General features: G+C 60.2%; 21 protein-coding genes. 11 read left to right on the top strand and 10 right to left on the bottom strand.

What is annotated here, in order from left to right; translation table 11 throughout:
- Positions 1–227 precede the first annotated feature (227 nt).
- The 7 genes from KGJ62_04830 to KGJ62_04800 all read left to right on the top strand — a co-directional run bounded on the left by KGJ62_04830 (position 228) and on the right by KGJ62_04800 (position 11,096).
- Positions 228–938 (top strand): 50S ribosomal protein L11 methyltransferase, encoded by a 711-nt coding sequence (locus KGJ62_04830; GenBank protein ID MDE2125895.1) that lies wholly within the window; start codon positions 228–230, stop codon positions 936–938.
- Entirely contained in the window at positions 938–1,675 is a 738-nt protein-coding gene (locus KGJ62_04825; protein ID MDE2125894.1) for a 16S rRNA (uracil(1498)-N(3))-methyltransferase, read from the top strand. The genes KGJ62_04830 and KGJ62_04825 overlap by 1 nt, the downstream gene beginning before the upstream one ends.
- Complete coding sequence (locus tag KGJ62_04820) at positions 1,672–3,036, top strand: hypothetical protein (GenBank protein ID MDE2125893.1); 1,365 nt, start codon at positions 1,672–1,674, stop codon at positions 3,034–3,036. Before KGJ62_04825 ends, KGJ62_04820 begins: the two co-directional genes overlap by 4 nt.
- The gene (locus KGJ62_04815) at positions 3,020–6,133 is read left to right on the top strand and encodes a hypothetical protein (GenBank protein ID MDE2125892.1); all 3,114 of its coding nucleotides are present in this window, start codon (positions 3,020–3,022) and stop codon (positions 6,131–6,133) included. Before KGJ62_04820 ends, KGJ62_04815 begins: the two co-directional genes overlap by 17 nt.
- A gap of 376 nt (positions 6,134–6,509) precedes the next feature.
- Complete coding sequence (locus KGJ62_04810) at positions 6,510–8,456, top strand: protein prkA (GenBank protein MDE2125891.1); 1,947 nt, start codon at positions 6,510–6,512, stop codon at positions 8,454–8,456.
- Positions 8,457–8,484: 28 nt separating this feature from the next.
- Positions 8,485–9,654: a DUF444 family protein gene (locus KGJ62_04805; GenBank protein MDE2125890.1), complete on the top strand. Its 1,170-nt coding sequence runs from the start codon at positions 8,485–8,487 to the stop codon at positions 9,652–9,654.
- Complete coding sequence (locus KGJ62_04800) at positions 9,651–11,096, top strand: SpoVR family protein (protein MDE2125889.1); 1,446 nt, start codon at positions 9,651–9,653, stop codon at positions 11,094–11,096. Before KGJ62_04805 ends, KGJ62_04800 begins: the two co-directional genes overlap by 4 nt.
- A 5-nt stretch (positions 11,097–11,101) precedes the next feature.
- Here KGJ62_04800 and KGJ62_04795 read toward each other — a convergent pair whose 3' ends face one another.
- Together KGJ62_04795 and KGJ62_04790 are read right to left on the bottom strand one after the other, a co-directional pair.
- Entirely contained in the window at positions 11,102–11,866 is a 765-nt protein-coding gene (locus KGJ62_04795; protein ID MDE2125888.1) for a phytanoyl-CoA dioxygenase family protein, read from the bottom strand.
- Positions 11,867–11,878: 12 nt separating this feature from the next.
- Positions 11,879–12,697, bottom strand: coding sequence for a deoxyribonuclease IV (locus tag KGJ62_04790; GenBank protein ID MDE2125887.1), 819 nt, complete (start codon positions 12,695–12,697; stop codon positions 11,879–11,881).
- A gap of 137 nt (positions 12,698–12,834) precedes the next feature.
- Between KGJ62_04790 and KGJ62_04785 the strand changes: the two genes are divergently transcribed.
- The 3 genes from KGJ62_04785 to KGJ62_04775 all read left to right on the top strand — a co-directional run bounded on the left by KGJ62_04785 (position 12,835) and on the right by KGJ62_04775 (position 18,124).
- A complete protein-coding gene (locus KGJ62_04785) occupies positions 12,835–15,069 on the top strand; it encodes a DUF5060 domain-containing protein (GenBank protein MDE2125886.1) in 2,235 nt (744 codons plus the stop codon).
- A gap of 352 nt (positions 15,070–15,421) precedes the next feature.
- Positions 15,422–16,801, top strand: coding sequence for a DUF1800 domain-containing protein (locus KGJ62_04780; GenBank protein ID MDE2125885.1), 1,380 nt, complete (start codon positions 15,422–15,424; stop codon positions 16,799–16,801).
- A 30-nt stretch (positions 16,802–16,831) separates the two neighbouring features.
- A complete protein-coding gene (locus KGJ62_04775; GenBank protein MDE2125884.1) occupies positions 16,832–18,124 on the top strand; it encodes a DUF1501 domain-containing protein in 1,293 nt (430 codons plus the stop codon).
- An 86-nt stretch (positions 18,125–18,210) separates the two neighbouring features.
- On the opposite strand, the gene KGJ62_04770 is transcribed toward KGJ62_04775, so the two are convergent.
- From KGJ62_04770 to trxB, 6 genes are all read right to left on the bottom strand, one after another.
- Positions 18,211–18,576 (bottom strand): VOC family protein, encoded by a 366-nt coding sequence (locus KGJ62_04770; GenBank protein MDE2125883.1) that lies wholly within the window; start codon positions 18,574–18,576, stop codon positions 18,211–18,213.
- A gap of 79 nt (positions 18,577–18,655) precedes the next feature.
- Complete coding sequence (gene hslU / locus KGJ62_04765) at positions 18,656–20,179, bottom strand: ATP-dependent protease ATPase subunit HslU (protein ID MDE2125882.1); 1,524 nt, start codon at positions 20,177–20,179, stop codon at positions 18,656–18,658.
- 35 nt (positions 20,180–20,214) lie between these two features.
- Positions 20,215–20,787, bottom strand: a complete 573-nt coding sequence (scpB, locus tag KGJ62_04760) for an SMC-Scp complex subunit ScpB (GenBank protein ID MDE2125881.1) — start codon at positions 20,785–20,787, stop codon at positions 20,215–20,217.
- The gene (locus KGJ62_04755; protein MDE2125880.1) at positions 20,774–21,559 is read right to left on the bottom strand and encodes a segregation/condensation protein A; all 786 of its coding nucleotides are present in this window, start codon (positions 21,557–21,559) and stop codon (positions 20,774–20,776) included. The genes scpB and KGJ62_04755 overlap by 14 nt, the downstream gene beginning before the upstream one ends.
- 8 nt (positions 21,560–21,567) lie before the next feature.
- Entirely contained in the window at positions 21,568–21,876 is a 309-nt protein-coding gene (locus KGJ62_04750) for a hypothetical protein (GenBank protein ID MDE2125879.1), read from the bottom strand.
- A 155-nt stretch (positions 21,877–22,031) separates the two neighbouring features.
- On the bottom strand, positions 22,032–23,027 hold the full coding sequence (trxB, locus tag KGJ62_04745) for a thioredoxin-disulfide reductase (GenBank protein ID MDE2125878.1): 996 nt from the start codon (positions 23,025–23,027) through the stop codon (positions 22,032–22,034).
- A 68-nt stretch (positions 23,028–23,095) separates the two neighbouring features.
- Here trxB and KGJ62_04740 point away from each other — a divergent pair, with 68 nt between their 5' ends.
- Complete coding sequence (locus KGJ62_04740; protein ID MDE2125877.1) at positions 23,096–24,079, top strand: hypothetical protein; 984 nt, start codon at positions 23,096–23,098, stop codon at positions 24,077–24,079.
- On the opposite strand, the gene KGJ62_04735 is transcribed toward KGJ62_04740, so the two are convergent.
- Positions 24,076–24,912, bottom strand: a complete 837-nt coding sequence (locus KGJ62_04735; protein MDE2125876.1) for an MBL fold metallo-hydrolase — start codon at positions 24,910–24,912, stop codon at positions 24,076–24,078. The two genes, KGJ62_04740 and KGJ62_04735, sit on opposite strands and share 4 nt — an antisense overlap.
- Positions 24,913–24,932: 20 nt before the next feature.
- Entirely contained in the window at positions 24,933–25,898 is a 966-nt protein-coding gene (locus KGJ62_04730; GenBank protein ID MDE2125875.1) for a ribose-phosphate pyrophosphokinase, read from the bottom strand.
- Between the last annotated feature and the right edge of the window lie 16 nt (positions 25,899–25,914).

Below are 25,914 nucleotides of genomic sequence, written 5' to 3'. Positions count from 1 at the left end.
GTCGCCGGCTGCTACGGCTGCGGGTGTTTTGCGACCTACTTGCTTTGGACGCTGTATCCGCCCTGCTGATGGAGCACGGCGCTGCTGGAACCGAATTGCGGTCCGACGCCCACCCGGTTGTGATTGGTTGGTTGCCGGTTCACCGCGACTTGACACCGCGGTTGCGAGCTATTCACCAAAGGCTGGCGTTGTTTCCAGCCTACGGCCTCTGCACTGAAGTGCCCTCGATGATCGCAGTTGTTGAACCCGAGACCGATTGGCCGCGACAGTGGCGTGAATACCACACGACGCGTCGGATCGGGCGGCGCTGCGTTATCGCGCCGCCGTGGGAGCAGCCGGAATCTGCACCGGGAGACTGCCTCATCACGATCGATCCCGGAATGGCGTTCGGTACCGGCTCCCATGCCACAACACAACTTGCGCTAGAATCGCTGGAGAAGGCAGTCTTTGACGGGGCTCGGGTGGCGGACATTGGTACAGGAACCGGCATTTTGGCCATTGCGGCCGGTTTGCTTGGTGCAAGCTGCGTGCTGGCGACCGACATCGACATCCTGGCCAGGGAGATTGCCCAGCAAAATGTGGAGCTGCACGCGCTTCGCGATACCGTAGAGGTACTGGACCCAACGGAATTCTGGAGGCTGGCCGACGATTGCGATATTGTAGTCGTCAACATCGTCGCGGGCGTCATTCTGGAGTTGGCTGCCAGAATTGCGGATGCCGTTGTGCCCGGGGGCACGGTGGTGCTCAGCGGACTTGTAGCGGACCAGGCGCCGTTGATTTGCCGAGCACTGGCAGACGTGGGCCTGGTCAGTCCGGATGTTGTCGAACGAGATGGTTGGGTCGCACTTTCGCTGGTTGCCGATCCGGCCGCCCGACGTGACACTGGGGCGCTGGCAGCCGTGCAGCGCGAGCTGCTGCGGATTGGCAGTGCGATCTGATGTCGATTCGGGTTTTTGTGGAGCGGCAGCGCATCAATGACACTCAGGTCCACATCGCGGGCTCGGCCGCCGAGCATCTGGTTCGCGTCCTCCGTATCGCTTCAGGGGACCTGCTTATTGTGCAGCCGGGAGATGGAACGGCGTTTACCACAATAGTTCGTGAGGCAACGCCGGTGCTCGTACGGGCCGAGATACAGGGCCCGGCGGCTGCACCACCAGCAATCTCACCGTGTGTGAATATCTTCCAGGCGCTGGTGAAGGGCGACCGCTTTGAAACGGTGCTGCAGCGCTGCACCGAGATCGGCGCGAAGCGATTTATCCCGATAATAACGGAACGGACCGTTCGGCGCCCGGAAGCATCGCGCACTCCGCACCAGATGGCGCGGTGGCAGGCAATACTCTGCTCTGCGTCCGAACAGTGCGGACGAGCTGACATTCCGGGCATCCAGGCGCCGCAAGCCCTTTCCCAGGCGCTTGAAAGCCACAAGGCGCCGGGGATTATGCTTTCAACTCGAGATTCTGATCCGCTTGGCGTGGTACTGGAGCGAATGGGGTCGCCGGCCGAGCTCGATCTATTCATCGGTCCCGAGGGCGGTTGGGCCGACGCGGAGATTGCAACCGCACGCCACCACAACGTTTCTCCCGCACTACTCGAAACGTACACGCTACGGACAGAAACCGCCGCTTTAGTGGCGGTGAGCCAAATCCTGTATGCATGCAGAAGGAACGCCAAATGAGCCCGCCGGTGCTCGGCGCTGATGATAACGTCTATCGATCGCCTGAAGACCCGGCTGCGGCGATAATCGGCGAGGCACGAGCGCTTATGACGCAAGGCGCCTCACTGGCGCTGCAGCGTCTTTCGGAAGTGTTTTACCTGGACGTCTCATCGGATGCGGTGATCGATAATGTGCTCGCAATGATGCGGACGGCGATGGCTTTTTCCGGCGAGCAGGCGTCGGAGGAACTATCGCTATTTGAGCGCCTGCAGGCCGAGCGCGGTAACGCAGAGTCCTACTTCCGCATCGGCGCCCGATTTCAGGAACTGGGCAATCCGCGGGTCGCGCTTCCATTCCTCATCAGGGCGCGCGACCTCGCCGCACCGCATACCACCGAGTTCCAGATTGCCCTCGGCACAACGCTGGCTCGGGCGCATATGCAGAGCGGCGCATATCAAGCCGCGGTGCTGGAGTATCACAAGGTTAGTGAACTGCTGTCTGGTTTGCCGGGGTGGCTGATGTTGGAGCTCGCGGAATGCTACGCGCTCCTTCGCCAGTGCGATGACGCCGAGCGCGTGTTGGAGGCCGCTCCCAGAGAAGCGCTTTCGGATGCGGCCGACTACGAGCAGGCCCTGGAAGAGACAGCCGATTTAATTGCGCGTGTGCGTGAGTTTACAACCGTGGCCGATCCCGGTATCCGTGAATGGCACTATGCGCAGACGCGTGGCGCCGTAATGAGCGTGTCTCCAACAGATGTTGGCTTCAATGGGCGGTACCCCGCCATCCGTCTGGAGGTCGCCAGCGTGGCCCTGTTGTGCGCCGGGCTGTGCAAGTGGCTGAGCCTGCTGGACTTGCGACCGAAGTGCGTGTCGTGGCTGGGTCCGGCGGCCGAGCCACTGGCGCTTCACATCGCCGCCTTGCTGTCCAACGGCCCAACTTCAACAGCGCCATGGTCGCCCGGGAGCAACATAGACGGCGATGCTCCCGGCCTTCTTGTACTGGCGCATTCGTGGGACGTCCAGTACCTCGCATCCGAACTGGATTTGCAGGAGTTGGCTACGGCGCGTTCCGGCATGCTCCTCTTTTGCTTGCAAACCGGCTCAACGGAGCCGCAACCGGTAACTCCGGATATCTCCGGTATGCTAGCCGAGTCGGCGGAGCTTCCTTGGGAAACGCCGGGAACTACCGCCGCGCAAACCGCAGCAGACTGGGCCGCCGCTCTCGCGGAGCAGGCTCCGGACACCGGAGCGACGGAAGCGCTTGCTACTGAGTTGGAACAGGCTTACGAGGGGTTTACGGATCTCCTGCTGAATCACCGTGACGGTACGCTTCCACGCCGAATTCTGCCCGGCCACTCACCACTAAATGCGCCGAATAACTAACGCCCACCCGATCGCACTGCTGGTGTTCTTGCTGGCCGCGGCGCTATCCTCACCGTGTTCCATGGCCATTCCGCCCCTCTATCCGGTCTCACTGATTCCCGGCCAGCCAGCCGAGGCATCGGCAATCGTCAAGAACAGCGCAACCACGCTTAGTGGCTCGCTGCGCGTGTTTCCGGCGGGCGCCTTCGCCGTCTATGCCCTACCCGCCTCCCGAGGGTCCGACTGCAGTCTCACGTTAAACGCCACGGCAGCCGGCCTGTCGGCGGCGCCACTGGATCCGAACGGAAAACCGCTGCCGTCGACATCTTCGCACGTCGGCGGAGCCGAGACTACGACCTGGAGAATGCCTGCTGGTTGGACCGGAGCCGCCGTGGAAGTTATGGTATCGGCCAAGTCCGGCGCCGCGAACATGTCCAGCCTATTGTACAGCCAGACATTGGCATCTACCGTTCATCCCGGCCTACCAGATTCCGTGCCTGAGTTCCTGCTCCAGGGGTTGACAGACCACCCACCAATTCACGTGGTGCGCCGCCCCGCTTCGCCGGTTACCGTCACCCAAACGCCCCAGGCCGCGGCTCCGCAGATCGACTTACAGACAGACGCGGTGTTCGCCTACACCGACGATCCTCTCGTAATCGGTTCGTGGAAAGAGCGTGGCTATCGGGTGTGGACAATGGGAGGTTCGCGCGCAAATGGAGCGTTCGCAAAAGCGCATCCCGGCGGGGTACAGCGCTCCGCAAATGGTCAGCCACTGCATATTGCCGATAGCTACTACGTAACGCCAACACCTGCACGAAGCGCTGCAGAGAGCTCGGCGTTTATCAGCGCACTGGATGCCGGCTCACAGGGCGTGTGCCTGGAGGAGCCGGAGTATTGGGCGTCCGCCGGATATGAGGCGGATTTCAAAGCGGCATTTCGGGCAATGACAGGTCAGGCGTGGCAAGATCCTGCATCCAGTGCCGCGGCGCGTTGGGCCGCAGGGCAGACGATGGCCAAGCTGGAAGCCGCTCACATTGGCGACGTTTTGTCATCCGTAGAGAATCACGCGCCAACCGCAAAGCGACTCGTAGCATTCCACAGTCCACTGAACTATGCGATGTGGGGCATCGTTTGCCCTCAAGCAGCAATCGCGCAGCTGCCGCAGGTGCAGCAGGTTGTCGGCCAGGTCTGGACCGGTACAGCCCGCACGCCGGTGCCGTACGCCGGCATACGGCGCGACAGGACGTTTTCGCTTGCGTGGCTCGAGTACTCGTCATTGGCCCAGTTGATGCGCGGAACCGGCAAGAAGCTCTGGTTCCTGATGGACCCGGTTGAGGACGATCCTGCGCGAACCATGCAGGACTATCGCTCACACTACGAGGAGACCGCGGCAGCAGCGCTGATGTTTCCATCCGTAAATGCCTGGGAAGTGATGCCCTGGCCCGAGCGCGTTTATGGTCGGATTCCGCCGGACTACGCGTTGGAGGTTGACAGCGTGGTCGCCGCGCTCCAGCAGATTGGCGACTCGCAAGCGGAAACTCAGTCGTCTGGGCCACCGGGTATCGGCGCGTTTACATCCGACACCATGCAGTGGCAGCGCGGACCGGGTTCCGGCGACTCGCTGGACGGCTTTTTCGGCCTCACGCTGCCGCTGCTGCGCCGAGGCGTACCCGTCCAGGCGCTCAGCCTCGACCGTGTGACCTCGCCTGGCTACCTCGCAGGCTACAAGACGCTGCTGCTTAGTTTCGATTACCAGAAGCCGCTCTCGGCCGCCACGGACCAGGCGCTGGCCAGTTGGGTGCGAAATGGCGGAAGTCTCGTACTGTTCGGGGGGTCCGATCCCTTCAACGCGGTGCCCGGCAGTTGGTGGCTCGGCGCAGGAGCTACAACGCCGGGACAAAGCCTCCTGCAAGCGTGCGGCGTTGGCGACGCGGGAGCACCGCATACGGTGAACGGGCCGGCGGAGCTCGGACGGCAGTATGCGCCGGTGCTGGTCGCGCCGAGCGGGTCCCTAACCGGCAACCGTTTGAATCGTTCGGTTGACATATCGTCGGAATGCTCCAAAGGCGGCAGTGTGGCGTTGAACTTCAGCACGGGGTCTTCCGGACAGCCTCCGGTACAACTCTATAGCCTTGAGCTGCACATCAACGGAGCGCTTGCCGCCGCGTTTGTTGTTGGGACGGACCTTGAGAACCGCTTCATCGAATACGACAACGGCAGCAGCATTGCTGAAGGCGCGCGCACGGTAGCAGGCTCCGGCAACTGGACCTACCGATTCGATAACATCCCTGCTGGCGCCCACGTGACGCTCCGGCTGGATATTGCGGGCGGGTTCTCTGTAGGCGCCGCCTCGGTTCAGCCCGATCTGGGTCACACTTTGCTCGCTGCGGGACCGGATGATCCGCTTGCGCGGGCGTTCCCCAGGTTGAGAATCGGCGCCACCTGGCCGGCAACGCTGTATTCTGGCATTGATCATAATACAAACCATACGAGTGGTTGTCTCTATACGCTGCGGTCTGGCGGCAGTGTAATCTGGATGCAGCGCTTCGGCAAAGGCGCCGTTATTAATGTCGGCGTACCCGCGGCGTTCTTCAGCAGCAGCGAGCGTGCCGCCGGGCTTTTGCGCGCGCTTACGCAGTATGCCTACCAGCTCGCAGGGGGTGATTACAGCGAGCCGGGCGCTTTGAGGGTGCAGCGCGGCCAGTTTACGGCCATTCATGCCTGGGCCCGCGGTGTGCACGTCTCGGATCCTACCATCGACCTGTTTTCGCCCACACTGGCGGTAGCCGATACTCGTGATCTACCGGCGCACTCTACGGCTCTGTTGTGCCAGCTGTCTACGCATCCCACGATTCCACATATCAACTTTATCTCTGGCCGCACTGTGGCCACAATGGAAAGCACCGATCGAACGGGGATGTATGTACGCGGTCCCCGTGGCGTTGACGGGGCGGCTCGGATTTCTGCCGCAGGTCGCACGCCCATCGGTGCCCGTGGCGTGGATATGCTTGGCCGGCAGATTCCTGTACAGTTGATCCAGGATGACGGCAGTAGATCGGTACTCGTCGTTTGGCCAAACGACCCGGATGGTGTTGTTGTGCGCGTCAGTTGGCGATGAGTGGCCACACACATGGAACACGGTGCAGCGATCTATCGCCAAAAACGCGATGTGGTACGCTTGGCCGCAGTAGCTCAGATGTGATATACGGTACAGTCACGGGTGTATTCAGCCACCGTGATTCAGTACTACAGGTTGTCAGCACTCCTCATAGAGGATGCGCTGCAAAGGAAAGAATATCGGATGACGCCACCAGACGGTCGGATTGGGCGGGCACCGGGTAGGTACTGAACCGAGTACCGAGTGCGTCGGCACAGACGCGGACAGCAGTAACGTTTACGCGCCCCGGTGATGCCTTTCGGCAGAACCGGGGCGTATTCATTAATCGGCGCGGTACTTCGGTGGCAGTTGTGCTTAGAGTATGGGAGCCAGGAAGATGGAACAGCAGAATCCGACCGAGTTTTTGAAGCGAGTCGAGGAGCAGCGGAGCCAGGAGCGCGCGCTTGCCTGGGAAGGCACGTTTGCCGAGTATCTCGATATCGTCAGCAAGAAGCGTGCGGTGGTGGACCTTGCTCACGCCAGAACATACAACATGATTATGGCGGCGGGTATGGAGGAGACGCCGGAGGGCCAGCCGCGGCGGTACCGCTTCTTCCTTGACGAACTGTACGGCCTGGAGCGGACCCTGCAGCAGCTTGTGGAAGAGTATCTCAACCCGGCTTCACGCCGGCTGGATATTCGCAAGCGGATCCTCATGCTTGTTGGACCCGTTGGAGGCGGAAAGTCGACGCTGGTCTCGCTGATCAAGCGTGGTATGGAGCAGTACTCCAGAACCGACGTCGGCGCCATGTACGCCATCCGTGACTGCCCGATGCATGAAGAGCCACTGCATCTTGTTCCGGATGAATTGCGCGCCGATTTCAGGCGCGATTATGGGGTGTATATCGAAGGCGACCTATGCCCGGTCTGTAGGTACCGGCTGGACCATGAGTGGCACGGCAACACGCAGGGTGTACCGGTGCAACGGATCTTTTTCTCGGAAAAGAACCGCGTCGGTATTGGCACATTCAAACCTGCGGATCCAAAAAGCCAGGATGTGGCAGAGCTCACCGGCAGCGTCAACATTCAGGCGCTTACCGAGTTCGGACGCGAGTCGGATCCGCGCGCTTACAACTTTGACGGCGAACTCAACATCGCGAATCGTGGTGTTATGGAGTTCATCGAGATGTTGAAGGCGGAAAAGCGGTTCCTGTACGAGTTGAATACCGTGGCGGGAGAGCAGACTATCAAAGCGAGCCGGTTTGCGCTGATCTACTGCGACGTCATGGTCATCGCGCACACCAACGAGTACGAATACAACTCCTACTTCGGAAACAAAGAGAACGAGGCGATGATAGATCGCATCTTCGTGGTCAAGGTGCCATACAACCTGCGTGTCTCTGAGGAAGTTCGTATCTACGAAAAGCTCATCGGTCAAAGCGACGTCCACGACGTGGGATCGGATCTTGACCTGGCGCGAATCCATATTGCGCCGCATACGCTGCGAGTCGCGAGCATGTTCGCAATACTCACCCGGCTGAAAGCCAGCCGGAAGGCCGGGCTCTCGCTGGTGGCCAAGATGAAGCTTTACGACGGCGAAAAGCAGGTCGGCGACTGGGACCAGAGACACGTGCGAGAACTGCACGACGAGTTTCAGGATGAGGGCATGAACGGTGTATCACCGCGGTTTATCATCAACCGGATATCCGCCGTGTTGGTGAAGAGTGGCCGCCACTTCGTTACACCAATCGACGTTCTGCGCTCGCTTCGCGATAGCGTGGTGGAGTACACCACAAGCGAGGAGGAGCGGCATCGGCTGATGGGCTTCATCGACGAAGTCCGCAAAGAGTTCGATGAGATGGCCAAGAAGGAAGTGCAGCGCGCGTTCGTCTACTCCTACGAAGAGTCAGCCCGGACCCTGCTCGATAACTACATCGATAACGTGGAGGCGTTCTGCAACCATGAGAAGGTGAAGCACCCGATCACCGGCGAGGATGTGGATCCCGACGAGCGGTTGATGCGATCCATTGAAGAGCAGATCAGCGTCACCGAGAACGCCAAGCGCGAGTTCCGGGAAGGCATTATGCGCAGCGTCGCTTCCCTGATGCGTCGCGGACAGGCCTTTAGCGTGGCCTCGGACGAGCGGTTGCGCGAGGCGCTTGAAAAGAAGCTGTTCACCGATCTCAAGGATATCGTAAAAATAACTACAAACACAAAGACGCCGGACATCGAGCAGCAGAAGAAGGTCAACGAAGTGGTAGAGCGCATGTGCCGTGAACAGGGCTATGTGCCGGAATCGGCCAATGAGCTGCTGCGGTATGTTGGTACGCTGCTGAACCGGTGAGGGGCGGCGGCGTTGGGAGGCTGGACAAATGGACGCTGACTTCTCGCTGAGCACCGATGCGTGGGACTTGCACCACCGCGCGGATCGAGATCGGGAGCGGCACAACCAAAAGGTTAAAGAGGCTATTAGGCGTAACCTTGGCGCGATTATCAGTCAGCAGGATATCATCACCGCTGACCAGGGCAAAATCGTCAAGCTGCCGGTGCGAGGGCTGGAGCTGCCGCGAATCCGATACGGTGACAACGACACCGAGCATGTTGGCCAGGGTCCGGGGGGCACACGCCCGGGGGACGTCATCGGGCGTGCGCCAGCTTCCGCGGAAGGAACCGGCAAGGAGGCGGGGACCGAGCCGGGAGTCGACTTCTACGAAGCGGAGCTAACGGTGGAGGAGCTTGCGGAACTGGTTTTTGAGGACCTGTTCTTACCGAACCTGCAGGAGCGTGGCGTGCAGCAGATTCCGTCCGAGCAGGCGGAATTCAACAGCATCAGCCGGCGCGGAATCGCTTCCAACCTCGACCGCAAACGGACCTTGCTTGAGGCATGGCGGCGCAATGCGCGGAGCGGTACGCCGGGCTGGAGCGTGCACCGGGAAGACCTGAGGTTTAAGACCTGGGAGATGGTTACGGAGCCCCACCGCAACGCGGTGGTATTCGCGATGCGTGACGTATCCGGATCGATGGGCGAGTTTGAGGCATATATATGCCGATCGTTCTATTTCTGGATGCTGCGGTTTCTCCAGACCCGGTACGCGAGCGCTGAAATCGTATTCATCACGTGCCACACGGAGGCGCACGAGGTAGACGAGCATACGTTTTTTGGCCTCGGCGATTCCGGCGGAACGCGGATGAGTGAAGCGTACAGGCTGGCGCTGCAGATTATTGAGCGTCGGTACAACGCTAGAGAGTGGAACATCTATCCGTTCCTGTTCTCCGATGGCTACAACTGGGGTGACGCAGAATGTGTCGATCTGATGCGCCAAATGGTGGAGATCTGTAATCTCGTGGGCTACGGCGAGATCGCCGAGGATGTTGCGAGCAGGTCTCTCGAGTTTGCCCCGCTCGGCCAGGCTTATGCCGAGGCTTTTGCCGGTGAGCCACGTGTGTGTCTGGTCAAGATCAACTCGCGCGAGGATGTTTGGCCGGCTCTCCAACGGTTCTTCAGCCGGCAGCCGGGCGTCATGGCGAAGGTGGCATCATGAACGCATCCGAAAGGGCCGATTTGGAACGGTGGATTGACCTGATTCAGGAGGCAGCGCATCAGAGCGGCCTCGACTTCTATCCAACCCACTTTGAGGTGGCGCCGGACCACGTCATTTACGAGCTCGGTAGTTACGGGCTGCCCGCGCGATTCTCGCACTGGACGTTTGGCCGCGACTACCATCACCAAAAGACGCTTTACGAATACGGACTTGCCCGCATCTACGAGATTGTGTTCAACACCGATCCGTGCCAGGCGTTCTTGCTGGACAGCAACTCTATGCTCGCGCACAAGTTTGTGGTGGCGCATGTGCTGGGGCACAACGACTTCTTCAAGAACAACACCTACTTTGAGCGTACGAACAGACAGATGGTCGAGCAGGTTCGTGTACATGGTAACCGGATTAGAAAGTATGAGGAGACCATCGGCACGGATACCGTAGAGCTGTTTCTCGACGGAGCGCTTGCGCTTGCCGACAACTTTGACCCGGGCCTGACTGCCGAGTTTCGCCCGCCGGTTGAACCGGATGAAGGCAGTGGTAAGGCGCCATCCTCGCTGTCCGGCACGGAATACGATGACCTATGGAATATCCGCGTAGAAAAGCGGCCGGCCGGAGACGCTTCACCTGCAGCCCCGGAGCCGACGCGCGATCTCCTCGGTTTCTTGCGTGACCGTGCGCCCAGTCTGGCGCGGTGGCAGCGCGACATCCTCGATATCGTCCGCGATGAGACCCTTTACTTCATCCCTCAAATGCGCACAAAGATCCTCAACGAGGGCTGGGCCTCGTTCTGGCATGAGCGAATTCTCACCAGTCTTCCGTTGACGCCGGAGGAGCACCTCGAGTTCCGCCGGCTGCATGCTTCGGTCATCTCCCCGGGATCACGCATGACCATCAACCCCTACTATGTGGGTTACACCATCCTGCGGGACATCGAGCGGCGCTGGAACGGCGAAACCAGTGACGAGGCGCCAGAGGAAAACTGGCGCGGAGAACCGATCCAGCGTGCGGCTGGCGGCGGCATGGAGAAGCTGTTCGAGGTTCGAAGTATGGAGTGTGATGTAACCTTTCTGCGTAAGTACCTGACGCGCGCGTTGGTTGAGAGGCTGGACCTCTACACGTACCGGCGCGATGACTCTGGTGGCGAAGCCAGGTGGGTAGTGCAGGACGCCGGTTGGGAGAAGGTACGCGATACCCTGGTGGACAGCATGACCAACTTCGGCTTACCGATCATCACTGTTGAGGATGACGACTATATGCACCGCGGCGAGTTACTGCTGCGGCATGCGTGGGACGGCAAGGACCTGGATGTAGATTACACATCACGAACTCTGGCGTATCTCGCACGCATTTGGCGAAAACCGGTACACCTTGCCACCAACCAGTCTGGCCAAAACGTAGTGTTATGCCACGATGGTGATACAGCCGCGTCGCACGCTCCGTAAGCGGCTCACCGCCCCTCCTCCAGCAGCATGTCTTGCAGCCCGTCCCACTCCTCCCACATATTCACCATCGTGCTCCGAAGCCGCTCGGCGTGGCCCTGCTTGTGCATCCGGAAGTAGGTGGCATAACGGATGAACGGCGAGACATTGGCACATGCGCTGTGCGCCAGCAGATAGTGGCAGATTGCAACGTCTCCGGCCTGAGCCATAATCTGTGTTGGCTCGCCCAGATCAATCTTCGGCATACCATCCAGGATTGCCTCGGGACTCGTGTCGCGAAAGAACTGCTGCAGCCGGGCGTGGCTCCCGGGCCAAACGGCGAAATTGCCGGCATACTCCTCATTTACGCCGGAGAGGTAGATGCCAACCAGGCCCGTGAAATTCTGGATCACACCTTTTGGCACACCGTTCGTGGGGGTGTGAATGCCGTCGATGTGCGGTGAAGGCGGTCGCGGAGGATCGGCTAGCGATGGGAAGCGGAGCGCAATCTGGGCGCCCGTGGCCTCTGGTATGGTGCCCTCACCGACCATCGACTCAAGCAGCGCGTGCGCCGGCGACCGGTTAAACAGGTCTGAAATAACAGGCTGCGTCTGAATCTCTTTGCAGTAGCTTTGCGCCCGCATCTCTTGCATGCGCTCGGCCGGCAGTCCCTGGTCGAGACAAGCGTTGATGGCACGTAGCGCCGCGTTTACGAGAGCCGTGGGCACCACCCCAGGAACAACCACGTAGCCAAGATCCACAAACTGCCTCTTCTGTGCGTAAGAAAGCTGCATCGGTTGTCTCCATCAAGTTGACCGCAACCACGAAATGCCGGCGAGGGCGCCATCCAGCTTGAGCTCCAGGATGCAGGGCATCTCGGCAAACGCTCGATTAGCCACCAGCCGCTTAAGGCCGGCGCCAATGGTGCCCTGGCCTGGGATTGCGTGGCGATCACGGTAGCTGCCACACTCCGCCAGTGCGTCATTCAAGTGAAAGGCGGTCACAAACCCAAGCAGTCCGGCATCCTCAAGCTGGCCGGCCAGCCTGTCGGCGGAGTCAGCTGCCGCCATATCGAAGCCGGAAACATGCAGGTGGCAGGTATCCAGCACAATGCCTACGGATGCAGACGACGCCTGGATTCCGTTTATAACAGCAGCCAACTCGGCCACAGTTTCACCCAGTTCACCGCGCTCGGCACCGTTTTCCAGCAGAACTCGCGCACCACGGTCCAGCCTGGAGACGACCTCGCGCAGCTTGTAACAGACGGCCTCGAGCGCCGCCTCACGCGACGCGTGGCCCTTGGCGTAGCCAACATGAAAGCACACGCCTTGCATGCCCAACCGTGCGGCAAGGTTGGCATCCGCTACGAGCGCGCCGGCAGAAGCATTTCGTATCCGGGGATCGGTGGAAGCCAGGTTGGTGATCAGGGAGGCGTGAACAATGCCCCAGAGTGCGGGCGTGCTGGTCCGTGCCTGCCAGGCTTCCTGATCGGCCTTATCCGGTACGCCATCTTTGCCGAGGCGGATTGGGTTGCGAAGGGTGGTTTGAAAGCAGGTCAGCCGGTGCTCATTCAGAAGCGCTGGTATCGCCGCGAGTGGTGGGTCAATGTGCGGTCCGGCTAACATCACCGGCATCTTTCTCCAACTGTGGCCGCGGCTCCTTTGCGGCGGGCCCGGCTGTGTTATAATGGGTTTAATTGGAGTGCGAAATGGCTGTAACGCGATACAAAGTTGAGCGTGTATGGGAAACGGATTGCCCTCGTTTGTCTATCTTGAGGTCCGGGATTGCGATTATCGGCGTGCTCGCAGTTGCGTTGTTGCTGGGCGGATGTGGCGGCGCCCAGGATATCTCCACGCTGGGCCAGGGTCTTGGCGGCGACATCGGATCACCGTATAACACGCCTCTCGGGGCCGGATATCGTGGGGGTCAGACGCAGGCAGACCGCGTGATCGGCAAGGGCGTATATCCAATGATCGAGTGTTCGTTCAGCCTCGCCGGCCTGAAGGGAAACCCGTTCGATCCGACGTCCGAGTTGGTGCAGGTAACGCTGAAGCGGCCGAGCGGAGGAACCGCCAACGTTACCGCCTTTTATGATGGCCAGTCGACCTGGAGGATGCGGTACAGCCCCACCCTTCCGGGTGCCTGGTCCGTAGTCTCCGTTTTGGTGAACAAGCAGATCGTCCACGAACAAAACCTCACACCGGCGTCGTGGAATGTCACCGGCGAGCCTGGACCTGGCTTCATCCGTATCGATTTGGCAAATCACGGCGCCTTTGCTTTCGGCGACGGCGGACGGTTCTTCCCCTTAGGGCAAGACCAGGCATGGCAGAACACCGGCGCCCCCGATATCCCGACGATGTTCGCAAAAATGCATGCTGCCGGCGAGAACTGGGCGCGCGTTTGGATGACCGAGTGGGATGGGCGCAACCTCCTCGGTGAATCGGCTACCAATAAGGTTCCGGCGGGTGATATCGACCTGCCTGCAGCGCGCAAATGGGACGCGATCGTTCAGGCGGCCGACAAGTACGGAATCTATCTCCAGGTCACCATTTTCTACCACGGTATGTTCGCGAGTAGCGGAGGGTTTTCCGATTCCAGTAACGTGAATCCCGCCTGGCATGACAATCCCTGGAACATCAAGACTGGAGGCTTTCTGTCACGGCCGGATGCGTTCTTTACCGATCCCACCGCCCGCGCTTATACCAAGCGCCTGCTTTCGTACATTGTGGCTCGTTGGGGATACTCGCCGCATATCATGGCGTGGGAGTTGTTTAACGAGGTAGAGAATACGGATGCCGCCCATGGCAAGAAGTGGGACGACATCGCGATGTGGCACCGCGAAATGGCCCTCTACCTTCGGGCAACCGACCCGTGGCAGCATCTCATCACGACCAGCGCTTCGCCATCCATACCGTATTCGAGCGACGTTTGGCAAACGGTGGACTACGCGCAACGCCACGTCTACGCGGCGGACCTGATCACTGCGCTGGGGAGCGCCCCACCCGCCGGCTTCAACAAGCCCGTTTTCGTTGGTGAGTTCGGGTCGACCAGCTTCAGCGGACCTGCCGAACCGGCACTGCATAACGGGCTGTGGGCAAGCCTGTTCAGTGGAGCTGCCGGCGCAGCGTGCTGGTGGGATTGGGACGCGGTGGATAAGCAGAACCTCTACTCCACCTATCGAGCAGCGGCCGATTTCCTGGATGCCTCAGGCATGTTATCCCGTGGCAGGTTGACTCCGATAACCGCCAATACGACGACTCAGAATCTAGCGACGTTGGCATTTGCACCTGGTGGTGGATGGGCGTCTGCCTCGGCAGCGGCGTCCGCATTTACTGTGACGCCAGAGGGACCGCCCACTGGAATAGATCGGTTTCCGTCGTTTCTACAGGGTATCGGGCACCGTGACATGCAGCCGGCGCCGCTCACCTTCAAAGTGACCTATGACCAACCCGGCACATGCAGGGTGACCGTTGGCCAGGTCGCCAGGTCTGGCGCTCGGTTAGTCGTCGCCGTGGATGGCGTGCCCGTTTCACGATCGTTCGCGCCCGGCAATGCCGACTACGCGCCGTTAAGCAAAGACGCCGTTTTGAGCGCTCCGGTTCCGGCGGGCAGCCACACCATTACGATCTCCAACACCGGCGCAGATTGGGTTACGCTGAACCGCATCGCGTTAACGCACTACGCTTCCGCCCTTGGCGGAGAGATGCTGGCGACCCGCAACTATGCAGCGGGCTGGCTGTACAACCGCGCCGACGCGCCCGCAGCCGGCAAACTGATGCTGCCTCACCTGGCTGCAGGCAGTTACAGGATCACCTGGTGGGACACCTCTGCGGGGAAATTGGCCGGAAGTACCGACTTTACCGCGGCACGTTCAGCCGCCGCTCAGCAGAATGTGGATGTGCCGGCCGTAAGCCGCGATGTGGCGTTCTACGTCGAGACGCGGAGAAGCGCCGCGGCGACCGCGTCCCGCAAGGCAGGCAAGCGCGCGAACCGCTGAGCCTCTTACTGTGTGATCGTTGCGTCACGGCCGCTCGCCGGCGGCCTGGCCTTGTAGCGGAGTGCTGTGCTGGCCACGCCTCTGCGCTTGCAGTGCCGTTTGGTCTGCGCCACCACGCCTGCCGCCAACCGTCGTCTTGAGCGAAGCGAAGGACCTGTCCGGCCGAAGCCACACGACCCTGTTATTGCGGTGTGCCCAGTCTAAAACGCTCCCTGAGTACCGGGCCACGCAAATTGGGGCGTAACCATTCTGCTGCCAGTAAACATTTCACTTATTGTTGCGTCTACACTCGCGTGCCGCCCGGCACGGCATCGATTTTCGGGCGGAACTCTGTACGCAGCAGGAGCACGCTATGAGCGGTGCGGCAACAACTCTCACGGAGTACGACAGGATCGCACACCTGTTCCGTCGGGCCGGTTTCGGCGCTACGCACGATGAGGTCACGGCCGCGGTGGGCGATGGCATTCAGAAGACGATTGACCGCTTGTTGAGCTTTGACACGGACCCCTCCTCGATCACATACGATCACGTGGCAGATCGGCTGATGGAGAACCTGGTCGATTTTCGCGACTTTGCCGATCTGCAGGTTTGGTGGATTGACAAGATGGTGCGCAGCGCAAATCCTTTGCAAGAGAAGATGACGCTGTTTTGGCATGGCCACTTCGCCACCGGGTTTTCGAAAGTAAACCAGCCTCTGTTGATGTTCCAGCAGAATCAGCTGTTCCGTCAGCACGCGCTGGGCAACTTCAAAGCGCTGACGCTGGCGGTCTCTCAGAATCCTGCGATGATCCTCTATCTGGACAACCAGACAAACCGCAAGGGCCACGCAAACGAAAACTATTGCCGCGAGTTGATGGAGCTCTTTACGCTCGGCATCGGTAACTATACCGAAGAGGATGTTCACGAGGGCGCCCGGGCATTCACCGGCTGGAGCTGCCAGCCATTGACGGGACGGTTCTTCTTTCGACCACGTGTTCATGATGATGGAGTGAAGACGTTTCTGGGCCAAACAGGCAACTGGGACGGCGGCGACGTTGTGAACATGGTCGTGGATAATCCCGCCTGCGCGCGGTTTATCGCTACCAAGCTGTTCAAGTTCTTTGTACACGACCATCCGACTCCGGAGGATGTAGAGCCGTTTGCACAGCTGTTTACACGGAGCGGGTTCGAGATCAAGCCGGTGATGGCAGCGATCTTTCGCTCCGATCAGTTCTATTCACCGCTTGCCGTATACGGCAAGGCCAGGAGCCCCGCCGAGTTTGTGGTTGGGACCCTTCGAAATACAGGGGCGGAGGGGCCGATGCGCGCCGCACCCTACGCCATGAAATCTATGGGGCAGGAGCTGTTCAACCCGCCAAACGTCAAGGGCTGGGACGGTGGAATGACGTGGATCAACACCACCACACTGCTCACGCGGTTCAACTTCGCGATGCAACTCGCCAGGATGAACGAAGCCAACGCACCGCTCATTCGCGACATCCACCAGCAGCTTGATTCCGGCGTGATCACGTCGCCCGAAGAGGCGGTGGATTACTGCTCGATGCGCCTCATGAACCGGAACTTATCGGCGGCAACTCGCAATGTGTTGCTTACCTATCTCGAAACCGGCCCGGATGGCGACCAGGAGCCGTTTGACATCAACGGACCGGGACGCGAGCGCGCCGTTGCTGTTCGCAAGATACATGGACTGCTGCATATGGTTATGTTGACGCCGGAATATCAGCTGGTATAGGCGCCGCCAGACAGGCATAAGGAATACGAGATGGAACTCACTCGCCGGGCATGTATCAAGAACGGACTCACATTCGTATCGCTTGGAATGGCAGCTCCCTCCATTGTTGCCCGAGCGGCGGCACAGGCGGCGGCTGGCGGAAGCAATGGCAGAATCCTTGTGGTGCTGCAGATGAGTGGTGGAAACGATGGGTTGAACACCGTCATTCCCTATACCGATCCACTCTACCGGCGCTATAGGCCCACAATCGGCGTCAACGCCGCGGACATTGTAAGCATCTCACCAAAGATCGGTCTGCACGCATCCCTCGCAGCGCTGAAGCCGATCTACGATCAGGGACGGCTGGCAATTGTGCAGGGCGCCGGTTATCCCGACCCAAATCGTTCGCATTTCCGGAGCATGGAGATATGGCAGACGGCCGATCCTACTGCCAGAGTAGAAGCTGACGGCTGGTTGGGCCGCTGGTTTGATGCCGACGGCCACTTGAAGTCCAACCCGTTGATCGGAGTCAATTTCGGCGGTGAAGTGCCGAAGACGCTTCACAGCGACTTTGGCTCGGTTGTTTCGATGCAAAACCCGCAGTCGTACCAGCTGCAGACAATCGCCTACCCAGAGAAGGTCCCCGAGATCCGGGCGTTCACACAGCTTTATGAGCAGGGCACCATGGCGAACTCGGTGGTGGATCTGGTGCGCAAAATTGGGCTGGACGCCTACACCACAAGCGAGAGGGTCCGAAAGGTGCTGCTAGCCAAACCAGCTCCTGCCGAAGAACTGGGGACGCCCAGCGGCCAGGCGTTGGATGCGGGCTCGCCGGCAAACAGCACGCTGGTTCCAGCAGCCATGCCAAACTCACTTCTGGCGCGAAACCTGAAGGCAGTGGCGCAGTTGATCGGCGCCGGCATTGGAACGCGCGTCTATTACGTATCGACGGGCGGGTTCGATACACATGCCAACCAACCACCGACACAGGCCCGTGTGTTGAAGGATGTCGGCGACTCACTGGCCGCCTTCTATGCGGAGCTGTCGCGGATAGGTGCGCAGAATGATGTGGTGGTGATGACGTTCTCGGAGTTTGGTCGCCGAGTTCAGGAAAACGCATCGGCCGGAACGGATCACGGCCAGGCCGGCCCGATGTTCGTGATGGGCGGCGCAGTCAAGGGCGGCCTTTACGGTGAGTATCCGTCGTTGGCCGATCTGGACGAGGGCGACCTGAAGTACAATGTCGACTTCCGGCAGGTGTACGCCACCCTGATGGACGTCTGGTTGAAAACGCCGTCAGCCTCAATCCTGAACGGCAGCTTCAATCACTTGCCCTTCGTATAGGCGGACAGAGTCCGGTTGCTGCCGGGCCCACCGGGCCACCTCGGCATGCGACACGGGCCTACGGCCTCAACATTACGGCCCACCCGTCATCCGGCTTCCAGCGGGTGTCCGATCTCCCAGTGGTGCCCGAAGGGATCTACAATCCGGCCCAGACGCCAGCCGTAGTTGTCCTCAACGCACTGAACCTCGGCAGCGCCGGCGGCAATAGCCGCCGCCTGCAAACCGTCTGGGTCTTCCACCACCAGCACCATCCGCGTGGTAGAGCCGCCCAGCGTTTCCGGGCTGTAGTTGGCGTGCTCCGGGGATTCATCAGCAACCCAGAACTCAGCGCCTGCAATGGCGAGGCGGGCGACAACGGCTCCATCCGGCGCGTCAATCCGAAATACAACGGCGCCGCCAAACGCGCGCTGATAGAAATCGACTGCATCCGAGCCTCGCCGCACTGAGAGCATCGGCGCTATTGTGCAGGAGGGCCCAGCCAGTTGCTTCCCGTTAACCAACGGATGTACCTCGGTTCCGCAACCTGGCGATCTAAAGGATGTATCTGCTCAGGTCTTCATCGCTTGCGATTTTGGACAATCGCGTCCGAACATACTCGTCATCGATATGGATCACGGGAGAGTCCAGATCGGGAGCATCAAACGACACATCCTCCAGCAGCTTTTCCATCACGGTGTGCAATCGCCGCGCGCCGATGTTCTCACTGGAGCGGTTGACCGCGGCCGCAACCCGGGCTATCTCGGCAATGCCCTCGGCAGTGAACTCCAAAGTAACTCCCTCGGTTGCAAGTAACCCGGTGTACTGCCGCGTTAACGCGTTCCTGGGTTCAACCAGGATCCGCTCAAAGTCATCCTGATTCAGGTTCTCAAGCTCAACCCGGATCGGCAGGCGGCCCTGGAGTTCCGGTATCAGGTCGGACGGTTTGGACACATGGAAGGCTCCGGCAGCGATAAAGAGGATGTGGTCCGTTTTTACGGGCCCATATTTGGTGTTTACCGTCGATCCCTCGAGAATTGGCAGGATGTCGCGCTGCACGCCTTCCCGCGAAACGTCTGGTCCGCCGGCACCACCAGGACCGCTCTTTCCCGCAATCTTATCGATCTCGTCCACAAATACGATGCCGGTCTGTTCGGTGCGCAGCACCGCATCCTTCATCACCGCGTCACGATCGATAATCGCGGCAGCTTCCTCCTCGGTAAAGACGGCCTTTGCCTCGCCGATCGTCATTTTACGCGTTCGCCGCTTTTGCGGCATCATCCCGCCCAATGAGCTGCTCATATCCATGCCCATCTCTTCCATCCCTTGTGGCCCGAAGAACTGCATCATCGGTGGACGCCCGCGATCCGCGACGGTGACGCTTATCAGTTCCTCGTCGCGTGTCCCCGCTAACAGTTGCTCCTTCAACCGCTCGCGGATTCTTGCTCGGCGCTCAGCGTCACGTTTCTTCTTATCGGCGGCTTCCGGCGTGAGCTCGGCCTCCGGCTCTGCCGGCGGTTCCGGCACGGTCGGCGCAACCACCGGACCATCTTCGCTTGAGAAGATCGAACCTACCAATCGGCGCATTTGTGCCATGACGTCGCCGGGTTCACCCTCCCGTGGGCGCTGCTTGGCAGCCGCACTCTCCCCAGAGGCCGGCTGTAGTATATCCAGTAGGCGTTCGATGGCTCGACGCTGTGCCTCCGGACGTACTTCTGTGCGCTTCTCAGCTTCCACCAACCGGGCCGCAACCTGCGTGAGATCGCGAATCATCGAGTCCACATCGCGCCCTACGTAACCGACCTCTGTGAACTTGGTGGCCTCCACTTTAACGAATGGAGCTGCGGCCAGTGTGGCAAGACGCCGGGCGATCTCCGTTTTGCCAACGCCCGTTGGCCCGATCATCAGGATGTTTTTCGGTATTACTTCGTCGCGGAGGTCATCGGGCATAAGGCGGCGCCGGTACCTGTTGCGCAGCGCGACGGCAACGGCTCGCTTTGCGGCAGCCTGTCCAACAATATATCGATCCAGTTCCAGAACAATCTGGCTCGGTGTAAGGTCTTCGGTGATTTCTGGCATATTGACGTGCGACAGTCCCTTGGTGCGAACCGATATTATACCGATACCGTATCGGCTTCCGAGGTGGCTTCCGCGACTGGTAGGGGCGGCAGATCATCCAGAGTTGCCAACCCGAAGTAGTGCAGGAACTCATCGGTGGTGACATACAGAACTGGTCGGCCGGGAGCATCCTTGCGCCCCTGCTCGATAATCAGGCCGCGATCCAGCAGCGTCTTGAGTACCGAGCCCGACGATACACCGCGGACAGCCTCGATTTCCGGGATGGTGACAGGGGCATGGTAAGCCACAATTGAGAGAGTTTCGAGTGCTGCTCTGGATAGGCGTTGGGCGGATTGTTGGCTCAGGCGGGCGATCACTGGAGCGTGCTCGGGCCTGGTGGCCAGCTGCCATCCGCCGGCGATCTGAAGAAGCTGCAAACCGCTCCCAGTACTATCCAGATGCCTGCGAACGGCCCGCAGCACATCCTCGGTGAGCCATGGCTCGGTCTCGAGCGCCGCGGCAACCTCCTCAACCGTCAGCGGACGATCGGCTGCGAACAGGAGTCCTTCCGTCACCGGTACGAAGGTCTGTTCCGGCGATACAGGAGCGGCTGCGTCAGTGCGTCGCAACGCGTTCCTCCGACGGCGTCAGCCGGATGCGTATCGGCGCGTCATGTGCCCGTTGAACGGCACGTAGGCGGCCGCGCCGCATCAGTTCCAGCAGGGCAAGAAATGTGATTACAATCTCGCCGATGCGCGTTTCGACGTTAAAAAGATCATCGAAGGCCAGGGAACCCGATGCGCTCTCCAACTGTTGCAGCACCTCCGCCATCTTCAGGCGAAGTGAAACGCGGCGCCGTGTCAGAGGCGGCGCGGATTCGCGATCCTCGATTCCCACACGCGCCAGAACTCGCTGTAGGGCCTTGAGCAAAGTCATCGGGTCGGCATCCGGTTGCGCCAGCGGGATTGCCCACCCGTCTACAACCGAACCGCCAAGCCGGAACCAGAGATCTCGTCGTGCTGCCTCACACTCTGCGAGATACTCGGCTGAATCGCGAACTCTTTCGTACTCGAGCAATCTGGCCACCAGCTCGGCACGCGGGTCGTCTTCATCGTCTGCATCAACGGAAGGCGGCCGCGGCAGCAGCATGCGTGACTTGATTTCTATGAGCGTGGCCGCCATCACCAGGTAGTCTCCGAGCTCGCCCAGGTTGTGCAGCTGAACCAGCCTGACAAGCTCAAGGTACTGGGCGGTTATCACGGCGATTGGGATATCATAGATCTCTACCTGGTTTTGGCGCAGCAACTGCAGCAACAGTTCGAGCGGACCCTCGAATACGGGAATGCTTATCGTAACGCCAGCCGCACTTACGTTTGACCCTTGGAGATTGATTTGAGCCATCGCCGGACCTACTGTCGCACCGTGTGGTGTCGGTGTGCGTTGCTGGTCTCCGCCGTTATTCCGTTCACCATATGTGGATGCGCGTCGCGAATGAGGGTCTCGCCGGCGAGTCGCGCGGCCGGCGCGTTTATGGGAATGCCTCTGTTCCCGGGCGCGAAGCCACTCATCGACGACAGTGGCCAGCCGATGCGCGTAGAGATGCCGACGGTTTCGATTGCCGTATACAATACTCCGGCGTCGTACAGCACCGTGACGGCATGGTACCGTTCGGCATTCCCTTCAGCAACCCACGTGATCGAGCAGACTCCAAATGGCAAAGAAGCGCGATTCGAACGGCCTGAACAGCGCAAACAAGATAGCATTCGCATTTTCCCAGGACAAAATGGAACCGGCATTGAGCTAATGCAAACCAGCGCGGACGCCGCGACACGCAGGGTCATGCAGCGGCTGCGCACGCGTCATCGCTGAGCTATCACCATCCGGCAGCCGCATTCTCTGGTCCGACGGCCCTCTCAAGCTCAAGCAGTCGCTCGGCCTCAATTGCCGCCATACAGCCGCTTCCTGCTGCCGTTACGGCCTGGCGGTACTCGGGATCCTGCACGTCACCCGCCGCGTAAACACCGAATCGGGTGGTACGAACGTTATGGTGGGTCACGATGTAGCCGGCAGCATCCAACTCCAACTGTCCGACAAACAGGTCCGTATTCGGTTTGTGACCGATAGCTACGAACATGCCCTGCACTGCAAGCTCCGAGCGATCGCCCGTCTCCGTATCCACCAACGTCAAACCAGAAAGCTTTTTTTCGGCAGGATCGTGTACTTCCGCCACTCGTTTATTCCAGAGGAACTCAATCTTGGGGTGATTGCTCGCCCGGTCCTGCATAATCTTGGACGCTCGCAGAGTGTCGCGCCTATGGATGACGAAAACGCGCGCGGCATGGTTCACGAGGTACAGCGCTTCCTCCATCGCCGTGTCACCACCACCGATAACAGCAACCGGCATATTGCGGAAGAAGAAGCCGTCGCAGGTTGCGCACGCAGAGATACCGGCGCCGCCAAGTCCGCCTTCCCAGACCGGCCGCTCCTCCGGCAAGCCCAGCCATTTCGCCGACGCTCCAGTCGTGACGATAAGCGCTTTGGACTCATACAGTTCGTCGCCGACCCATACCTTAAATGGTCGGCTGCCAAGATCCACGCGCGTTGCCAGATCCTCCACGAGATCGACGTTGAAACGCAGCACCTGTTTGCGCATGATCTCCATCAACTCTGGGCCCTGTATTCCGTGCTCGAATCCAGGGTAGTTCTCAACCTCTGTGGTGATTGTAAGCTGCCCACCAGCACCGAGAAGGTCCTGACCATGCCCGGCACCGCCATCAATGAGAAGCGGCTTCAGATTGGCGCGGCCGGTGTAGAGTGCCGCTGTGTAGCCGGCAGGTCCCGAGCCGAGGATAATGAGGTCACGCGTCATACGGTAAACTTGCCTTTCATGCCGCCCCATCGCGAGCGTGTGCTAACGATACCTGAGGATAGGCGCCTGTGAATACCTGTGGTTTGATGACCCAGCTTGCGAATACGGTCCGCACGGCGGTGCTGCCTTTTCTTGGTTCGGCAACTGGACGCACCGTCACCGGCCAGGCATCAAGCGGCGACACCACCTTTCAGATCGACGAAGTCGCCGAAGAAGCGATTGAAGGCTTCATGGCTCGGCAGCACCTGCCCTGGGCAGTGTATACGGAGGATCGCGGGCTGCGGGTACCTGGCGGCAGAAGTTCGTATGAGAGGGTGTTGATCATCGATCCGATTGACGGCACGCGCAGCGCAATGGCAGGTCTGGAAGCCTGCGTTGTTTCGATCGCGGCAGCTCCGGGGCTGGCAAGGCCATGTTTCGGCGACGTGGATGCCGCCGTGGTTGTGGAGTTGCTAACCGGCGATTGCATTGCTGCTTCGGGTGGCAGCGTGACCAGATCCCGGTACGACGGGCATGAACTGCCGGTTCTGCTCCGAGAAGGGGCGGAGCCGGGCAGAGCGGGAGTCGCTGTGGATGTGGTTGGCGCACCGCTCGACGTGGTTTTCCGCGTGCTAAATGAGGTAGTGAGCGGCTGCACGCTCCGCGGCGGTCTCTTTGTACTGAATAGCACTGCGTTTGAATTGACCCGCCTGGCCACTGGCCAGCTTTCGGCCGTTGTGGACGTTCGCGCCAGACTGCTGCATGAGCTTGACTGGTTACAGCCTCGATTCAATGCGTACGGCGACGGGAGACCGATCGCTTTGTGCCCATATGACGCGGCGGCAGCCGCGTACATCGCTCTCCAGGCAGGCGCCTGTGTTACGGACGCTCACGGTCTGCCGATCGATCGGTGGGATCTGCTGGATACGCAGCCTTCGAATTTCGGCACGTTGATCGCCGCGGCTAAACCGGCGCTCCATGGGGCCATTCTGGAAAGCGTTGAGCGCGGCTGTGCGGAACTTGGCAGCGTTCCGGCAAGACCCGACGGTTACCATTCGGGCAGGACCGCCTAGCGCGCTCCAAACGGGACACACTCGCCCGCCGAACCAACCCAGTGCGGCACGTGCGGATACTTAGCCTCCAGGAAATCCACAAATCGGGCCGGGTCTTCCTGATTGCCAATGAACATGTCGTAGTGCGCGGGCACGGCAAGACCAACATTGAGCTCGCCTGCTAGTTCTGCCGCTTCCTGAAACGTCAGGTTTCCCATTATGTTGTTCTTCAGGCGCTCGGCATCCCGTCCATTAATCGGAACCAGAGCAGCATCGAGGCGAGGCCATGTCCGCAGCAGAGCCTCCAGCCCGTCCCACGGTATTGTGTCTCCGGCGTGATAGAGGCGGGCGCCATCGCGCTCCAGTACGAATCCCAGAAACGGGAAGCCGAGTTCGGGGTCCTCATGGAAGAACTCGTGCTTCGCCTTGATGGTGGTGACCGCGAAACCTGCCTCGTGGAGATGCTCATCTGCCGACGCGGCGCGGATGCGAGATTCTGCGATACCCGCCTCCTCTACGAGCCGGTGCGCCTCCGTTTTCGGGCAAACAAACACGGCATCCGGCGAGGCGCTGCCGATTCCACGAAGGGCAAAAGGATCCAGGTGGTCGAGATGGCCATGGCTAACAAGCACCAGGTCGGCATTGGTCACATCGGATGGCAGCAGCAGCGGCGGTGTTTGGCGCGCCGGCAACGGGGAGAGGAAAGGATCGATGTACACAACCCTGCCGCCAACCTTAACGATAAACGAGTGCTGGCCCAGCCACCAGAAGCAACCGCCACCCGCTCGCGATGATGTGCCGTCAACATCGGCGATCAGCGCCGCATTCGTCCGCGCTATCTGAACCTTTGCCACGGTCGACTCCTGCTGCACTTCTAGTGCGCAGCATAATGTCGGAACAGCTCGCTTACCGACATATCGTCATGTATCCGGTGGATCGCCTCGGCCAGCAGATTGGCCACCGACAGCACTTTGAGGCGCGGAAATCGGCGTTCCGGCGGGACCGGGATTGTATCGGTAACGACTACCGATTTCAGCGGTGACTCCTTGAGCCGCTCCACAGCGTGGTCGCTTAGTATGGCGTGCGTGCAGCAGGCGTGCACCTCCTCAGCGCCACGGTCCATCAGCGCGACGGCGCCTTGCACGATGCTGGAACCCGTGTCGATCATATCGTCGATCATTACACACCGCTTGCCGGCCACATCGCCGATGATCTCCATGATCTCAACTTTGTTCGGTTCGGGTCTCCGTTTAGCAATGATCGCTATGGGCGTGCTAAGATGCTCGGCCAGAGCGCGCGCTCGCGCTACCCCGCCTACATCCGGGGAGACAACCACGGTGTTTCCGTCCTTCAGGTCTTCCTCCACGAGATGTTCGGCGATAAGGGGTCCGGCGTACAGGTGGTCGACCGGCACGTCAAAAAAGCCCTGTATCTGCCCGGCATGCAGGTCAACGCAGAGTACGCGCGTGGCGCCCGCCTGCGAAATCAGATTGGCGATAAGTCGTGCCGTAACCGGTTCCCGCGGCTTGATCTTCTTGTCCTGCCTGGCATAACCATAGTAAGGCAGCACAACGGTAATTCTTCGGGCCGAAGCGCGACGGAATGCATCCAGCATGATGAGCAGTTCCATCAGGTTGTCGTTCACCGGCGCGCAGGTCGGCTGCACGATGAAGATATCCTGCCCACGGGCGCTCTCCTCGATCTTGACGCGGCTTTCACCGTCGGCGAATCTGCTGACGGTAATGGCACCAAGCTGAACCTTGAGGACGGCAGCGATGTCCCTGGCCAGTTGCGGATTGGCGTTACCTGCGAAGATGCGGAAGCCTGAATCGAATTCCACGCGAAAGCTCCTGTCG

This window comes from Armatimonadota bacterium (assembly GCA_028871815.1).
Lineage (GTDB): Bacteria > Armatimonadota > Chthonomonadetes > Chthonomonadales > Chthonomonadaceae > REEB205.
Note: the sequence above shows the minus strand (reverse complement) of the source record. Positions and strands in the feature narration are given on the sequence as shown.

Bases quoted from the DNA above. Each gene is read 5' to 3' on its own strand.
- KGJ62_04830 (MDE2125895.1), top strand. From the start codon at position 228: ATGATCGCAGTTGTTGAACCCGAGACCGATTGGCCGCGACAGTGGCGT.
- KGJ62_04825 (MDE2125894.1), top strand. From the start codon at position 938: ATGTCGATTCGGGTTTTTGTGGAGCGGCAGCGCATCAATGACACTCAG.
- KGJ62_04820 (MDE2125893.1), top strand. From the start codon at position 1,672: ATGAGCCCGCCGGTGCTCGGCGCTGATGATAACGTCTATCGATCGCCT.
- KGJ62_04815 (MDE2125892.1), top strand. From the start codon at position 3,020: ATGCGCCGAATAACTAACGCCCACCCGATCGCACTGCTGGTGTTCTTG.
- KGJ62_04810 (MDE2125891.1), top strand. From the start codon at position 6,510: ATGGAACAGCAGAATCCGACCGAGTTTTTGAAGCGAGTCGAGGAGCAG.
- KGJ62_04805 (MDE2125890.1), top strand. From the start codon at position 8,485: ATGGACGCTGACTTCTCGCTGAGCACCGATGCGTGGGACTTGCACCAC.
- KGJ62_04800 (MDE2125889.1), top strand. From the start codon at position 9,651: ATGAACGCATCCGAAAGGGCCGATTTGGAACGGTGGATTGACCTGATT.
- KGJ62_04795 (MDE2125888.1), bottom strand. From the start codon at position 11,866: ATGCAGCTTTCTTACGCACAGAAGAGGCAGTTTGTGGATCTTGGCTAC.
- KGJ62_04790 (MDE2125887.1), bottom strand. From the start codon at position 12,697: ATGTTAGCCGGACCGCACATTGACCCACCACTCGCGGCGATACCAGCG.
- KGJ62_04780 (MDE2125885.1), top strand. From the start codon at position 15,422: ATGAGCGGTGCGGCAACAACTCTCACGGAGTACGACAGGATCGCACAC.
- KGJ62_04775 (MDE2125884.1), top strand. From the start codon at position 16,832: ATGGAACTCACTCGCCGGGCATGTATCAAGAACGGACTCACATTCGTA.
- KGJ62_04770 (MDE2125883.1), bottom strand. From the start codon at position 18,576: ATGCTCTCAGTGCGGCGAGGCTCGGATGCAGTCGATTTCTATCAGCGC.
- hslU (MDE2125882.1), bottom strand. From the start codon at position 20,179: ATGCCAGAAATCACCGAAGACCTTACACCGAGCCAGATTGTTCTGGAA.
- KGJ62_04755 (MDE2125880.1), bottom strand. From the start codon at position 21,559: ATGGCTCAAATCAATCTCCAAGGGTCAAACGTAAGTGCGGCTGGCGTT.
- trxB (MDE2125878.1), bottom strand. From the start codon at position 23,027: ATGACGCGTGACCTCATTATCCTCGGCTCGGGACCTGCCGGCTACACA.